At 38.0% G+C, this 13,602-nt stretch carries 17 protein-coding genes; 2 read left to right on the top strand and 15 right to left on the bottom strand.

Features of this window, described 5'->3' with window-relative positions; all coding sequences use genetic code 11:
• Positions 1–50: 50 nt before the first annotated feature.
• The 6 genes from upp to EGX95_RS25420 form a co-directional block, all read right to left on the bottom strand.
• Positions 51–680 carry a uracil phosphoribosyltransferase gene (gene upp, locus EGX95_RS25395; protein ID WP_000517539.1) on the bottom strand — a complete coding sequence of 210 codons (630 nt, stop codon included), beginning with the start codon at positions 678–680 and terminating at the stop codon, positions 51–53.
• A 271-nt stretch (positions 681–951) separates the two neighbouring features.
• On the bottom strand, positions 952–2,193 hold the full coding sequence (glyA, locus tag EGX95_RS25400; RefSeq protein ID WP_000349817.1) for a serine hydroxymethyltransferase: 1,242 nt from the start codon (positions 2,191–2,193) through the stop codon (positions 952–954).
• Between the two features lie 216 nt (positions 2,194–2,409).
• The gene (locus EGX95_RS25405) at positions 2,410–2,982 is read right to left on the bottom strand and encodes a TIGR01440 family protein (protein ID WP_192957645.1); all 573 of its coding nucleotides are present in this window, start codon (positions 2,980–2,982) and stop codon (positions 2,410–2,412) included.
• Positions 2,983–3,048: 66 nt separating this feature from the next.
• Positions 3,049–3,492: a ribose 5-phosphate isomerase B gene (gene rpiB / locus EGX95_RS25410; RefSeq protein ID WP_000869919.1), complete on the bottom strand. Its 444-nt coding sequence runs from the start codon at positions 3,490–3,492 to the stop codon at positions 3,049–3,051.
• Positions 3,493–3,587: 95 nt separating this feature from the next.
• On the bottom strand, positions 3,588–4,028 hold the full coding sequence (locus EGX95_RS25415) for a low molecular weight protein arginine phosphatase (RefSeq protein ID WP_000832384.1): 441 nt from the start codon (positions 4,026–4,028) through the stop codon (positions 3,588–3,590).
• A 246-nt stretch (positions 4,029–4,274) separates the two neighbouring features.
• Positions 4,275–4,772, bottom strand: coding sequence for a PTS sugar transporter subunit IIA (locus EGX95_RS25420; protein WP_000473666.1), 498 nt, complete (start codon positions 4,770–4,772; stop codon positions 4,275–4,277).
• A 387-nt stretch (positions 4,773–5,159) separates the two neighbouring features.
• On the opposite strand from EGX95_RS25420, the gene EGX95_RS25425 reads away from it, so the two are divergent.
• Both EGX95_RS25425 and EGX95_RS25430 read left to right on the top strand, forming a co-directional pair.
• Complete coding sequence (locus EGX95_RS25425) at positions 5,160–5,546, top strand: DoxX family protein (RefSeq protein WP_000968618.1); 387 nt, start codon at positions 5,160–5,162, stop codon at positions 5,544–5,546.
• 159 nt (positions 5,547–5,705) lie between these two features.
• A complete protein-coding gene (locus EGX95_RS25430) occupies positions 5,706–6,317 on the top strand; it encodes a flavin reductase family protein (protein ID WP_000949039.1) in 612 nt (203 codons plus the stop codon).
• A gap of 194 nt (positions 6,318–6,511) precedes the next feature.
• On the opposite strand, the gene EGX95_RS25435 is transcribed toward EGX95_RS25430, so the two are convergent.
• The 9 genes from EGX95_RS25435 to EGX95_RS25475 form a co-directional block, all read right to left on the bottom strand.
• Positions 6,512–6,790 (bottom strand): DUF3935 domain-containing protein, encoded by a 279-nt coding sequence (locus tag EGX95_RS25435; protein ID WP_000197470.1) that lies wholly within the window; start codon positions 6,788–6,790, stop codon positions 6,512–6,514.
• Between the two features lie 230 nt (positions 6,791–7,020).
• A complete protein-coding gene (locus EGX95_RS25440) occupies positions 7,021–7,569 on the bottom strand; it encodes a manganese efflux pump MntP (protein WP_000142480.1) in 549 nt (182 codons plus the stop codon).
• 77 nt (positions 7,570–7,646) lie between these two features.
• Positions 7,647–8,687: an L-threonylcarbamoyladenylate synthase gene (locus tag EGX95_RS25445; RefSeq protein WP_000557336.1), complete on the bottom strand. Its 1,041-nt coding sequence runs from the start codon at positions 8,685–8,687 to the stop codon at positions 7,647–7,649.
• A gap of 108 nt (positions 8,688–8,795) precedes the next feature.
• Positions 8,796–9,254, bottom strand: a complete 459-nt coding sequence (locus tag EGX95_RS25450; protein ID WP_000758436.1) for a GNAT family N-acetyltransferase — start codon at positions 9,252–9,254, stop codon at positions 8,796–8,798.
• A gap of 49 nt (positions 9,255–9,303) precedes the next feature.
• Positions 9,304–10,170 carry a stage II sporulation protein R gene (gene spoIIR, locus EGX95_RS25455; protein WP_002092582.1) on the bottom strand — a complete coding sequence of 289 codons (867 nt, stop codon included), beginning with the start codon at positions 10,168–10,170 and terminating at the stop codon, positions 9,304–9,306.
• 112 nt (positions 10,171–10,282) lie between these two features.
• Entirely contained in the window at positions 10,283–11,134 is an 852-nt protein-coding gene (gene prmC / locus EGX95_RS25460) for a peptide chain release factor N(5)-glutamine methyltransferase (RefSeq protein ID WP_001267036.1), read from the bottom strand.
• Entirely contained in the window at positions 11,134–12,201 is a 1,068-nt protein-coding gene (prfA, locus tag EGX95_RS25465) for a peptide chain release factor 1 (protein ID WP_000887065.1), read from the bottom strand. Before prfA ends, prmC begins: the two co-directional genes overlap by 1 nt.
• 390 nt (positions 12,202–12,591) lie before the next feature.
• Complete coding sequence (locus tag EGX95_RS25470; RefSeq protein WP_000280862.1) at positions 12,592–13,179, bottom strand: thymidine kinase; 588 nt, start codon at positions 13,177–13,179, stop codon at positions 12,592–12,594.
• A gap of 108 nt (positions 13,180–13,287) precedes the next feature.
• Positions 13,288–13,533, bottom strand: coding sequence for a type B 50S ribosomal protein L31 (locus EGX95_RS25475; RefSeq protein ID WP_000643437.1), 246 nt, complete (start codon positions 13,531–13,533; stop codon positions 13,288–13,290).
• Between the last annotated feature and the right edge of the window lie 69 nt (positions 13,534–13,602).

Here is a 13,602-nt window from a genome sequence, read left to right on the forward strand (position 1 = left end):
CTTACATCAAAAAAGACGAGCTGAGGAATCCCCCCTGCTCGTCAGTTGTCTTACTTCGTTCCGAATAAACGGTCACCAGCATCACCAAGACCTGGTACTACATATCCGTGGTCATTTAATTTCTCATCTAATGCTGCTACATAAATATCAACATCAGGATGTTCTTCTTGTACTACTTTTACTCCTTCTGGAGCTGCAACGATACACATTAATTTAATTTGTTTTGCGCCGCGCTTTTTCAGAGAGTTAATTGCTTCAGCTGCAGAACCACCTGTTGCTAGCATCGGATCTAGTACGATAAAGTCACGCTCTTCTACATCCGTTGGAAGTTTCACATAGTATTCTACCGGTTGCAATGTTTTAGGGTCGCGGTATAAGCCAACGTGTCCTACTTTTGCTGCTGGAATTAATTTCAGAATTCCATCAACCATTCCTAAACCTGCACGTAAAATCGGAATTAAACCAAGTTTTTTACCAGCGATCACTTTTGTTGTCGCTTTGCTTACAGGAGTCTCAATTTCAATGTCTTTAAGTGGAAGGTCGCGAGTAATTTCAAAAGCCATTAAGCTTGCTACTTCGTCCACTAATTCACGAAAATCTTTCGTACCTGTATTCTTGTCGCGAATATATGTAATCTTATGTTGAATTAACGGGTGATCAAATACATACAGTTTTCCCATGTGAATCTCTCCTTTAGATGATATTCATGCGTTTGCACGCTTTTTTACACTATTTACGATTGTAAAGAAAACGCTACTAATATTCAAGGGCAAATTTGGAAAAGTCATGATTTCCGATGAATCTATCTAGTATCTTTACCAATTATGGGAGCTGTATCCTTCATTATATCGCCAAAATTTATTCATCATTTGTATACATACTTAAAGAACAATATATGTCCACAAAAAAAACTGCCAAAACAATTATGTCTCAGCAGTCTTCTTCAATCTATTATAGATTTGGATACATTGGGAATTTGCTCGTTAACGCTTCTACACGCTTACGTGCTTCTTCTAATGCAGCTTCATTTTCATGATTTTTTAATGTGTAAGCAATAAGTGACGCAATTTCATCCATTTCTTCTAAACCGAAACCACGAGATGTTACAGCTGCTGTACCGATACGTACACCACTTGTTACAAATGGGCTTGCTGTTTCAAATGGAATTGTATTTTTGTTCACTGTAATACCAACTTCGTCTAATACGTGCTCTGCTACTTTACCTGTGATCTCTAGGTTACGAACATCAATTAGGATTAAGTGATTGTCTGTTCCACCAGAAACAAGTGTAAGTCCTTCTTTTTGAAGACCTTCAGCTAAGCGGTTCGCATTGTTAATGATATTTTGTGCATATGTTTTGAAATCATCTTGAAGTGCCTCACCAAACGCAACAGCTTTTGCAGCGATTACGTGCATAAGTGGACCACCTTGAATACCAGGGAAGATTGATTTATCAATTTGTTTTGCAAATTGCTCTTCACATAAAATCATACCACCACGTGGACCACGTAATGTTTTATGTGTTGTTGTTGTAACGAAATGTGCATGTGGCACTGGATTTGGATGTAAACCAGCCGCTACTAAACCTGCGATATGTGCCATATCAACCATTAAGTATGCGCCCACTTCATCTGCAATCTCACGGAATCGTTTGAAATCGATAACACGAGGGTATGCACTTGCACCTGCAACGATTAATTTTGGTTTATGTTCTTTCGCTTTTGCTAATACATCATCGTAATTAATACGGTGAGATTCAGCATCCACGCCATATTCTACGAAATTATATTGTACTCCACTGAAGTTAACAGGGCTTCCGTGTGTTAAGTGACCACCATGAGATAAATTCATACCAAGTACTGTATCGCCTTGCTCTAAAATCGTGAAGTATACTGCCATGTTCGCTTGTGCACCAGAATGCGGTTGAACATTTACGTGCTCTGCGCCGAAAATTTCTTTTACGCGATCACGTGCGATATCTTCTACTACGTCTACATGTTCACAACCACCATAGTAACGTTTCCCAGGATATCCTTCAGCATACTTATTCGTTAAAACAGAACCTTGCGCCTCCATTACTGCTTCACTTACGAAGTTTTCCGAAGCAATTAACTCAATCTTCGAACGCTGTCTTCCTAGTTCTGCCTCAATTGCAGCAAATACCTTTTCATCTTGACGTTTTAAATGATCCACCAAAATCCCCCTTTTCTGAACGAATTACATCGATTCCCAACAGTTTTTTCTTATTTATTCAGAAAAAACGAAAATTCAGGTTGTAATTCTTTCGAACCTTCATGTTTTCAACTACATTCTAACATGACTTTCTATATCATAAAAGAAAAAAAAGACCGAAAATCGGTCTTTTCTTTCTTCTATAATAAAGTCAGACAACATACCTTATTCATAACTTTAACGGCAAGTGATATTCTCTTCCTTCGCCGCATAAACAGCACGTGCTCCACCAATTAGCTTTCCACGTGTTGTTGCCATCGTTACATGTGCACTTCCAATTTCCTTCACACTAGTACGAACCGGAACAGCTACGTGCTTTAAATGCATACCGATAAATGTATCACCAATATCCATTCCCGCATCTGCTTTAATAAACTCAATTACTACCGGATCTTTCAAATTGTGATAAGCATATGTTGCTAATGCACCACCTGCTGATCTAACAGGCGTAACTGTTACAATTTCAAATTGATATTTCATCGCCAACTCTTTCTCAACTACTAAAGCACGGTTTAAATGCTCACAACATTGAAACGCCAACTCAATACCTGTTTGTTCTTGAAATTGTTTTAACTCAGAAAAAATCGCCTCTGCTACTTCCATCGTTCCTGATGTCCCAATTCTTTCTCCTAGCACTTCGCTCGTACTACACCCCACTACAAAAATTTGACCACTTTGTAATGAAGCTTGTTCTTGGAAATCAGAAAGCGAAATTTGTAGCTGTTCTCTTACCTTTACGATTTCTGTCATTACGCCTCTTCCTTTCACAGGTTGGTTCACCAAATTATATTTCCTACTGCTTCTAGTTAGAATCTATTACTTTGCTTCGTATGTTTTAATTTTTCCTACGCGGTTTTCGTGACGGCCGCCTTCAAATTCAGTTGTTAACCAAATTTTTGCGATGTCGCGTGCTAGACCAGCACCAATTACACGCTCGCCCATTGCTAACATGTTTGTATCGTTATGCTCTCTCGTTGCTCTCGCACTGAAAGTATCATGAACTAAGGCACAACGAATACCATTTACTTTGTTTGCAGCAATTGACATACCGATGCCTGTCCCACAAACTAAAATACCACGATCTACTTCGCCATTTGCTACCATTTCCGCTGCTGGAAACGCAAAATCAGGGTAATCAACAGAACCAGCTTCACATTCACAACCTAAATCAATATATTCAATATTTAACTCTTCTAATAAACTTACAAGTTCTTTACGGATATTCATACCGCCGTGATCAGATGCTACTACTACTTTCATTTTTACCCCTCCAAAGTTTCAATCCATTATCTTCATTCTCACTTAATCCTTTAATGGGACGAAGTGATCTCCAATATCGTATTATACACGAAACATCAACCTTCTGAATGTTTTTTCAGTAAAGTTTGTACAAGTTTTTCCATCTCTTCTAATGTTTCTTTATAAATAGAGAGAGATCCGCCGAACGGATCTGAAATATCCTTACTCATCCCCTCAGTTACTCCATATAATGTATCTACTTTCCCTTCAACACTTGGATAATGCCCAAGGATAATTTCCTTATGGTTTTCCGTCATTGTTACTACAATATCTGCCCAATCAATTAAGGCTTCGTTTACCTGCTGCGAAGCATGATCGATTGCAATTCCCTTTTCAGCTAAAGCTTCCTTTGCATGTACCGACGCATCACTTCCAGGATAGGCGAAAACACCAGCAGATTGCACTTCAAACTTACCTTCTCCATAATGGCGCAGTAACGCCTCAGCCATCGGACTACGGCATGTATTTCCAGTGCAAACAAATAATACTCGTTTCATCTAAACCCACCCCTTTTCTCTATTTCCTTCCTTTTATCATAGCGTACATTACAATAGAACAAAAGAAATGTGAATATACGAAAGGCGCATTTCTCTTATATTTTTTCTAAGAAAAATGCGCCTTATCCACATATATGTGAAACCCTATTTCCAAGTGCCCAAAGTATTTTACCATATATAAGGAACAGACTACAAAACAAAATAAGGAATCCATTTCATACGAAACGGATTCCTTTCATGTGATAATTATTTCATTGTAACTTTCATTACTTCTGTTGAACCTTTTGTAGCAGTTACACCTACAGTTGTCTTAATAGACTCAGCTGCATCTGTGTTTGTAATAACGATTGGAGTAATTGTGCTTTTCGCTTTTTCACGAATTAATTCTAAGTCGAATGAGATTAATTTATCTCCAGCTTTTACAGCTTGTCCTTCAGAAACGTGAGCTTCAAAACCTTCGCCTTCCATTTTTACAGTTTCTAATCCAACGTGGATTAAAATTTCTGTACCGTTTTTCGCTTTAATTCCAATTGCATGTTTCGTGTGGAATAATTGTACGATTTCGCCATCAACTGGAGATACAACTACACCTTCAGTAGGATCGATTGCAACACCGTCACCCATCATACGACCAGCGAATACTGGATCTGGTACTTCTTCAATATTTTTCACCGCTCCAGTTAATGGAGCTACAATTGTTTCTTCATTTGTTTTTGAACCAAGACCGAATAATTTTTTAAACATAGGATAGTCCTCCTTATAATTTACCTAAAAGTTTATAGGGCAATCTCTATTAAAGATCAGAATAAACGTAAGACTTCATACTTCGAATATTATACTGTAAAAACGCTTTCGAAATAAATTACGTCATTGCTACTAGACTCTTATTGTAGCGTCTCACAAAATTCCAGTCAATTCTGATTGTCTGAATAACAATAAGAAGTTAACTTCTACTTATATTTTCTCTTTTTTTACCTAACTTGTCTAGAGGTCTTTACTACATTTTATTTTTTGTCGCTAATTTGTAAAATTAATTTCAAACTTTTTTCGAAATCCACTTGACTAAAGTAAGTAACTATTTTATTATTACTTACGTAAGATAAGTTAATAACTTTTAGGAGGTTTTCAAAAATGATGGATTTCGGTCTTCTTATTATTCGTCTTATTATAGGTATTACATTCATGGGTCATGGTGCTCAAAAATTATTTGGTTGGTTCGGCGGTTACGGTTTAAAAGGAACAGGTGGCTGGATGGAATCAATCGGTTTACGCCCTGGTGTATTTATGGCATTTATGGCTGGCGCAACTGAACTATTAGGTGGTTTCTTATTCGCATCAGGTATTTTCACTGCAATCGGTTCATTATTTATCGTTGGAACAATGTTAATGGCGATCTTCACTGTTCATGGAAAAAACGGTTACTGGGTAACTCAAAATGGATATGAATATAACTTAATGTTAATCGCTGTTGCAATTGGTGTAGCTTTAATCGGTCCTGGCGCATACGTTTTACTATAATTTTTATCTTGAATTCGAGATTATTTAGGTGGAACTTACTTCATTGTGGTTGAAGTAAGTTCTTTTTATGTAATAAAAATATTATTTTCAGCAGGAGTTTTCCACTAACATCTTGTAAACAAACAATAAGTCGTCATATTTAGAAAGGGGATTTCAATCATGTTATCCATTAATCCAAATGAACAATCGGAAAAAGAGAATTACAAATTACTTACAGGAAGTATTATTCCACGCCCTGTCGCATTCGTTACTTCTGTAACAAAAGACGGCGTATTAAATGGAGCACCATATAGTTATTTCAATATTGTCGCTGCTAATCCACCACTTATCTCAGTTTCTGTACAACGAAAAGCTGGAGAAAGAAAGGACACTTCCCGAAACGCAATTGAAAAAGGGGAATTTGTCGTACATATCTCTGATGAATCATATGTAGCGGCAATTAACGAAACAGCAGCTAATCTCCCACCAAATGAAAGTGAAATTGAACTAGCAAAATTAACACCAATTGAAAGTGATGTCATCTCCGTTCCAGGTGTAAAAGAAGCAAATATTCGAATGGAATGCGTACTAGAACGCGCAATCCCTCTTGGCGGAACAGAAGACTCACCAGCTTGCGATTTACTAATCGGACGCGTCGTTCGTTTCCATGTCGCAGAACACCTATACGAAAAAGGACGCATTCATGCCGAAGGACTAAAACCAGTAAGCCGCCTAGCAGGACACAACTACGCAAAACTAGGAGAACAATTTGAATTAGTGAGGCCAATCTAAAAGCGGAAGCGGCTCGCTCAGAATCGCAGGCTATTTGGAACTCTCGACCTTGAAGCGCTTTTTGCTTCGAGCGAGAGAGTGAAATGGCCGGAGATTCTAGCCGCTGGAGCTGGATAATATCTAAAAGTAAAGGCGGCTTGATTCCTTCCACCACTCAAACATAAAATCCCCTGCTAAATAGCAGGGGATTTTTATCATTGTAATTCTTCCTTCTTTTCTTCTAAAGCCGGTATCTTCTCTTTTTTCGGTTTCCCAAGCTTAATTACGAAGAAGTAAAGGGAAAGCAATGTAATAAGAAAAACAATTAAAAACGGGTATGGAGAATAAAAAGCACGCGCTGCCTCCGTTTTCCCCGCAACAAACTTCAATGACTCAATATCTAAAAACTCAGCAAACATTTGTACACCGAGCATACTAAACCAAAAAACAAAAAAACTAATAATAATACCAAAAACTTGCTTCAATCTCGTCATCCATCTCATCCTTTCTATATGTTTAAATTTTTAGCGCAATCAGTATAGTACAAACAAAACTATGCACAGAAAGGAACTATCCTATCATTCGCGAATTAATTTAATCCAACCTAAAATTGAAATTTGTAAAATAATACCCCAAATAATAAGCAGTCGTAACCATCTAGGAAAAAAGTTACAAATCGAATATACCATTCCAATAATTTGTTCATAACGCCCTCCCCCTAAAATTATATAGGAAAAAGGAGATATAATCCAAATCCAACCAAAATGATACCACCTACTATCTCACCATATGTACCGAGCATACCTTTCGCATGCCTACCAATGAATAAACCAGTCCACGCTAATAACATACTAATAAATCCAAAGAGTAATATCGTAATAACTGTCTGTGCTCCGTAAATACCAAGACTAAGCCCTACTGAAAAACTATCTATACTAACACCAAATGCAAATACGAATAAACTAATTCCAATAGGGGCTGTTCTAGTCTCTTCATTCTCTAAAATAGAGGAATACACAATATAAAATCCTAGTCCTATTAATAAAATAGCACCTGCAAAATGTGCAATGTCTCCATACTGCTCTGATAAAAAACGACCTAATACCATCCCAATAAATGGCATGATAATATGAAATATCCCTATCGTCACACCGATATACAGGATCTGTCTTATCTTTAAGGTCATCATTCCCATACCAAGACTCACCGAAAATGCATCCATCCCTAAGGCGAATGCCATAATTATTAAAGGTATTAGCTGTTCAAACGTCATTCATGTCCCTCCTCGGACGTGCTACTTCACAATATGCTTATCCGAGGAGAAATATTCTGTTTGCTAATCGTACCTTATCATTCAGTAATAATATGATGTCCTGCCGCTTTTGTTAAGCGATTCATAATCGCGTTTCCTATTCCTTCATTCGGGAACGATTCACTAAAAATAACATCCACTTCACTTGCATCAAACGTTCTAAGTACATCATATAATTTAGTCGCAACGCTAGCTAAATCACTTCGAACACCACATGATAATACAACATCCGCATTATATATATGGTGATACTCTTCTGTCGTTAATACACCTACTTTGAATCCTTCTTCCTTCTTCTCATCCACAAGGCGCTGGATAAACTCACGTGATCCTTCAACGATACTGAGCGGCGCTTTCGGTGCATAATGTGTATACTTCATTCCAGGTGATTTCGGTTTTTCCTTCTCATCCTTTAGAGCCGGATCTAAAGAAACCGTGCCAATCACCGCTTCCAATTGTTCTTTCGTAATCCCACCCGGGCGTAATATCGTTGGAACAGCGCTCGTACAATCAATTACAGTCGATTCAACACCGACTCCTGTTGCACCACCATCTACAATACCTGCGATTTTCTCATTTAAATCTTCATATACGTGAGATGCTAACGTCGGGCTTGGACGACCTGAACGATTCGCACTCGGTGCTGCAACAGGTACATTTGCCTCTTCAATAAGAGCAAGAGCTACCGGATGATCAGGCATCCTCACTCCAACTGTATGAAGTCCTGCCGTCACCTTCTCTGAAATTCCTTCTTTTCTAGGTAAAATAATTGTTAACGGACCTGGCCAAAAATGCTCCATCAACTTCTCTGCAACTGGCGGAATTTCCTTCACAATACCATCTAACTGCGATTTTGTACCGATGTGGACAATAAGTGGATTATCACTCGGTCTTCCTTTCGCCTCAAAAATTTTCGCAATCGCTTCATCATTCATCGCGTTTGCACCTAGTCCATATACCGTTTCTGTAGGGAAGGCAATCGCCTCATTTTCCCTTAATAATTTTGCTGCTTCTTGTAACTGTGGATAATATTTTTTTCTTTCCACAACATTATCCACAACCCACATATTTGTATGCATTTTTTCCCACGTCCTTTTCTACCCTGAAATACTTGTCTATTTTTAGTTTACTATGAGATTTATCCAAAAGACAAACAAGGTTTATCCACAAAATGTGGATAAACCTAATTAATCCGTGGATAACTTTGTGAATAGCTGACAATTTAGTATTATTGCATTTGGCTCTTTTATATTTTTACAAAAGTGTTCTAACTGTCGAATTCCCTCTGGTACGTCCTCTTTCTCTATAGTAACAAAGTCAAAAAACTGAAAGATTGTTATAGATTGTGGATGATTTGTTAGTAAGTACAATTGTCGAATATTTTTTTCTTTCATATACTGCAAAAACATTTCAAAAAAATATAAGAAAGTCTGTTTATCCACATTAGGTGTGAATAAACAAGAACGAATAAGTGCGTTTTTTTCACTTTGTTCATATCCGATGACTGCCCGTATTTCTTCCGCCTCTTCCAAAATCATAAACTGTGCGTACAACTCATTTATTTTATCATCTTTTTTATTAGCTTGTCCGAAAAAAGAATGCAATCTTTCCACATCTGCCTTCGTCGCAAAATATACCTTCTTCATAATAAATCCCTCCTCTTTTTTATATATGAGAAGGGATTTACGAATAGTACTATTTAGAGAATAAAGATGTAAAAGCTTCTACAATAAATAACTTAACTTCCGGCTTTTCTTCTTCCTCTTCTACTTTTACATACTCATTTCGCTTTTCTTGTTTTTGTTCCACAGGTTTCTCCACTTTTTCCACAGTTTTTGTTTCCTCTTTACTTGCAGGTTGTTCTTCTACTTTCGTTTCATTTTTTACTACTTTTTTTTCAGAAGCTGTTACTTTTTTTGCGACTTCCTGCTTTACAACTTTCTTTTCTTTCACCTCATCCTCTTTTTTCTCTTCTGCATTTACTACTTCTTCATCATCTATTTGTTTCACTTGCTCCTCTTCAGGAGATTCAGCCTTCACAACATGTTCTTCTTTCCTTACAGCTGTACCACTTGAAAAATCTAAGAAACACATTGGTGGAAATAGTACACACCACCAGTTTGCCCCTTCACCTTCGCCAATTGTAATTAAGACTGCTTCATATTCCCCTGCCGGATAAATAAAATTCCCATATACCTTTGTAGGAAACTTTACATTTTTACTGAATTTCACTTGAAATGAATCTTTACTTCCTTCTTTTTTCAACGTATTTGCTACTGTTTTTTCGATTTCTGGAATATGACTTTGAATGACTTTGCGCGCTTCTTCAAATGAAGTTAAATCAGCTACCCATCCATCAATTTGTGCTTTTACTTCATCACGCACTTTGCGCTTTAACGCCTGGTCTTTATCTGAATCACTATTTGCTAAAATTCGTAATCGAACGGCCTCTTTCGGAATAACTGAAGGCCCTTTCGCATCAGCTTTCATATATCCAAACTGCACAAGTAACTGTGCACCAATTAATAATAGAAGAAGATAAGCAATAACTTGTTTTTTCATTTCCTCCACCGTCCCTTCTACAAACATTGTGGACAGACTTTCATCTTTCTAAACTATTAAATTCAAAATCTATATGAATTTTTCCACAAAAAAATAGAGTAAGGTGTAAACCTTACTCCATCTCCGCAAATACCATACGATCTTTTCCATTAATATCAAAAACAACCTCAACATGAGCATGTGGAAATGCTTGTTGTAACAGCCCTTTCACGTCCTCACCTTGCCCTATTCCAATTTCAAATGCGACAATTGCTTTCTTCTGCAACACATTCGGCAACTCTTCCATAAAGCGGCGATAGAAATCTAATCCGTCTTCACCACCAACAAGCGCTCTCTTTGGCTCATGCTCTTTCACCACGGGAGAAAGACCACGCCAATCTTCTTCCGGTATATATGGAGGATTTGAAACAACAACATCTAACTTTTGACCCGTTTCATAAAATGGTGATAATAAATCACCATGATAGAACGTTACTTCTGCGCCCAAAGTTTTCGCATTTTCTTTTGCAACTTCAATCGACCCCTGCGCAATATCTACCGTATACACATGAAGATTTTTATTTTCCAAAGCAAGCGTAATCGAAATCGCTCCGCTACCTGTACCAATATCTGCTACATGTATTTTCTCATCACTAAAATGACGCTCGATTCTTTCTAACACTCCTACTATAAGCTCTTCTGTTTCTGGTCTTGGTATTAATACTTCTTCATTCACAAAGAACGATCTTCCATAAAACATTTCATGACCAATCATATATTGAATAGGAATACCTTCTACATGCTTGTGGATAAACTCTGTAAAACTTTTTTCTTGTTCCGCAGTTATTTCTTCACGCATGTTCATCAATAATCCTGTTCTATTCGTCTTTAATACATGACAAAGGACAATTTCTCCCGCATTTTCATCTCGTCCATTCTCCTGTAAAAAAGAAGAAGCCCATTTCAGGGCTTCATAGACACGCATTACTCAGCTGCCTCCATCCTTTGAGCCTGATCTTCCATTACTAAGGCATTGATGAAATCATCTAACTTACCTTGTAAGATTTGATCTAACTTTTGAATCGTTAAACCGATTCGATGGTCTGTAACACGGTTTTGCGGGAAGTTATACGTACGAATACGCTCTGAACGATCACCCGTACCAACAGCTTGTTTACGGTTTTGATCATACTCAGCTTGCGCTTCTTGTCTAAACTTATCATAAACACGTGCGCGTAATACTTTCATCGCTTTTTCTTTATTCTTAATTTGTGATTTCTCATCCTGACATGATACAACTACACCAGTCGGTAAATGCGTTAAACGTACCGCTGACATCGTTGTATTAACGCTCTGTCCACCAGGTCCACTAGAAGCGAATGTATCAACACGAACATCTTTCTCATGAATATCAATCTCTACTTCTTCCGCCTCTGGTAATACAGCTACAGTTGCTGTAGATGTATGGATACGTCCACCAGATTCCGTTTCAGGAACACGTTGTACACGGTGAGCGCCATTCTCGAATTTCAGCTTCGCGAAAGCACCTTTACCGTTAATCATAAAGATAATCTCTTTATATCCACCTAACTCTGTATAGCTAGCCTCGATAATCTCCGTTTTCCAACCTTGCACCTCAGCATAACGGCTATACATACGATATAAGTCACCAGCAAATAAAGCGGCCTCGTCGCCACCAGCAGCTCCACGAACCTCAACGATAACGTTCTTATCATCGTTAGGGTCTTTTGGTACAAGTAAAATTTTCAGACGCTCTGATAATGTTTTTTCTTGTGATTCTAACTCAGAAACCTCTTCTTTTACCATTTCACGCATTTCTGCGTCTAACTTATCTTCTAACATTGCTTTCGCATCTTTTAATTGCTCACGAACATCCTTATACTCACGATACACCTCTACCGTTTCCTGTATATCAGACTGTTCCTTTGAATATTCACGAAGCTTATTTGAATCACTAATAATTGCTGGGTCGCTTAGCAATTCATTTAACTTCTCATAACGATTTTCTACAGCTTGCAAACGATCTAACACATCATTCACCTCTACATCCTAGTATCTAATACAAATAGTATATGGTACTTACTCAAAAAAACGCAAATTATATTTAAAAGTGGCGGTGGCTCGTTCAGCTCTGACCAGCTAAAGTTCTTTCGACCTAAAGGTGCTTTTTACCTTTCGGGCGGAAGGTTCTTAGATGCGAAGAGCTAGCCACCAGAACTAGATATATTTAAAAGCGTAAGCGGCTTGCTCAGAATCGCAGGCCATTGGAACCCTCGACCTTGAAGCGCTTTTTGCTTCAAGCGAGAGAGTGAAATGGCCGGAGATTCTAGCCGCTGAAGCTAGATATCACACTTAAAGCGCAAGTGGCTCACACCACTTACACTCTCTATTCTGAAAAAAACCCGCCTTGCGCAGCGAGTTTTACTTATCTTTGTTTGTAGGAACTGCATGACAATGACGACAGCGTGGTTCATACGATTCTGAAGCACCAACTAAAATAATCGGATCATCAAATGCCGCTGGTTCTCCATCAATTAATCGTTGTGTACGACTTGCCGGAGATCCACATGCAGAACATACTGCTTGTAGTTTTGTTACATGTTCAGCAATCGCCATCAGCTGAGGAACTTGTCCAAATGGTAGACCACGGAAATCTTGGTCTAAACCAGCTACAATGACACGATAGCCACGATTTGCCAATACTTGCACCACTTCCACAATGTCCCCATCAAAGAATTGCACCTCATCGATTGCAATTACATCCATTTCTTCAGTGATATGTTCAAATATATCTTTTGAAGCTGAAACAGGAACTGCTTTTACCTTTAATCCGTTATGTGATACAACGTCTTCTTCACTATAGCGATTATCAATACATGGTTTAAATACAATTGCATGTTGTTTCGCAAATTGCGTACGACGCACACGGCGGATAAGCTCTTCTGATTTACCAGAAAACATACTACCGCAAATCACTTCAATCCAACCGTTCTGATTTATTAAGTACATGAAGCTCTCCTTTCATCTACTTTTTAATTAAAAGTAGGGTAAAGGTATAATATTTTCGCAAAAAAAACAGACAAGCGAATAGATACACTTGCCTGTTTTATGTTTTTATTACTTAAGACCGTATTTCTTATTGAAGCGGTCAACGCGTCCGTCTGCAGTAGCAAACTTCTGACGTCCAGTGTAGAATGGGTGAGAATCAGAACTGATCTCAACTTTTAGTAATGGATAAGTGTTACCATCTTCCCACTCAACAGTTTCGTTAGATCCTCTAGTAGATCCGCTTAAGAATTTGAAGCCTGTGTTTGTGTCCATGAATACAACTTTCTTGTAATCTGGGTGAATTCCTGCTTTCATTCTTTTCATCTCCTTCCGCCCTGAATCATTTTCGAAACAGAGTTTTTCATCTTCAGCTGCATACACAAC

The organism is Bacillus sp. FDAARGOS_527, assembly GCF_003812125.1.
Classification (GTDB): Bacteria; Bacillota; Bacilli; order Bacillales; family Bacillaceae_G; genus Bacillus_A; species Bacillus_A paranthracis.

Excerpts from the sequence above, each read along its gene's own strand:
- upp (WP_000517539.1), bottom strand. The coding sequence starts at position 680 with ATGGGAAAACTGTATGTATTTGATCACCCGTTAATTCAACATAAGATT.
- EGX95_RS25405 (WP_192957645.1), bottom strand. The coding sequence starts at position 2,982 with ATGACAGAAATCGTAAAGGTAAGAGAACAGCTACAAATTTCGCTTTCT.
- rpiB (WP_000869919.1), bottom strand. The coding sequence starts at position 3,492 with ATGAAAGTAGTAGTAGCATCTGATCACGGCGGTATGAATATCCGTAAA.
- EGX95_RS25415 (WP_000832384.1), bottom strand. The coding sequence starts at position 4,028 with ATGAAACGAGTATTATTTGTTTGCACTGGAAATACATGCCGTAGTCCG.
- EGX95_RS25420 (WP_000473666.1), bottom strand. The coding sequence starts at position 4,772 with ATGTTTAAAAAATTATTCGGTCTTGGTTCAAAAACAAATGAAGAAACA.
- EGX95_RS25425 (WP_000968618.1), top strand. The coding sequence starts at position 5,160 with ATGATGGATTTCGGTCTTCTTATTATTCGTCTTATTATAGGTATTACA.
- EGX95_RS25430 (WP_000949039.1), top strand. The coding sequence starts at position 5,706 with ATGTTATCCATTAATCCAAATGAACAATCGGAAAAAGAGAATTACAAA.
- EGX95_RS25435 (WP_000197470.1), bottom strand. The coding sequence starts at position 6,790 with ATGACGAGATTGAAGCAAGTTTTTGGTATTATTATTAGTTTTTTTGTT.
- EGX95_RS25440 (WP_000142480.1), bottom strand. The coding sequence starts at position 7,569 with ATGACGTTTGAACAGCTAATACCTTTAATAATTATGGCATTCGCCTTA.
- EGX95_RS25445 (WP_000557336.1), bottom strand. The coding sequence starts at position 8,687 with ATGCATACAAATATGTGGGTTGTGGATAATGTTGTGGAAAGAAAAAAA.
- EGX95_RS25450 (WP_000758436.1), bottom strand. The coding sequence starts at position 9,254 with ATGAAGAAGGTATATTTTGCGACGAAGGCAGATGTGGAAAGATTGCAT.
- spoIIR (WP_002092582.1), bottom strand. The coding sequence starts at position 10,170 with ATGAAAAAACAAGTTATTGCTTATCTTCTTCTATTATTAATTGGTGCA.
- prmC (WP_001267036.1), bottom strand. The coding sequence starts at position 11,134 with ATGCGTGTCTATGAAGCCCTGAAATGGGCTTCTTCTTTTTTACAGGAG.
- EGX95_RS25470 (WP_000280862.1), bottom strand. The coding sequence starts at position 13,179 with ATGTACTTAATAAATCAGAACGGTTGGATTGAAGTGATTTGCGGTAGT.
- EGX95_RS25475 (WP_000643437.1), bottom strand. The coding sequence starts at position 13,533 with ATGAAAGCAGGAATTCACCCAGATTACAAGAAAGTTGTATTCATGGAC.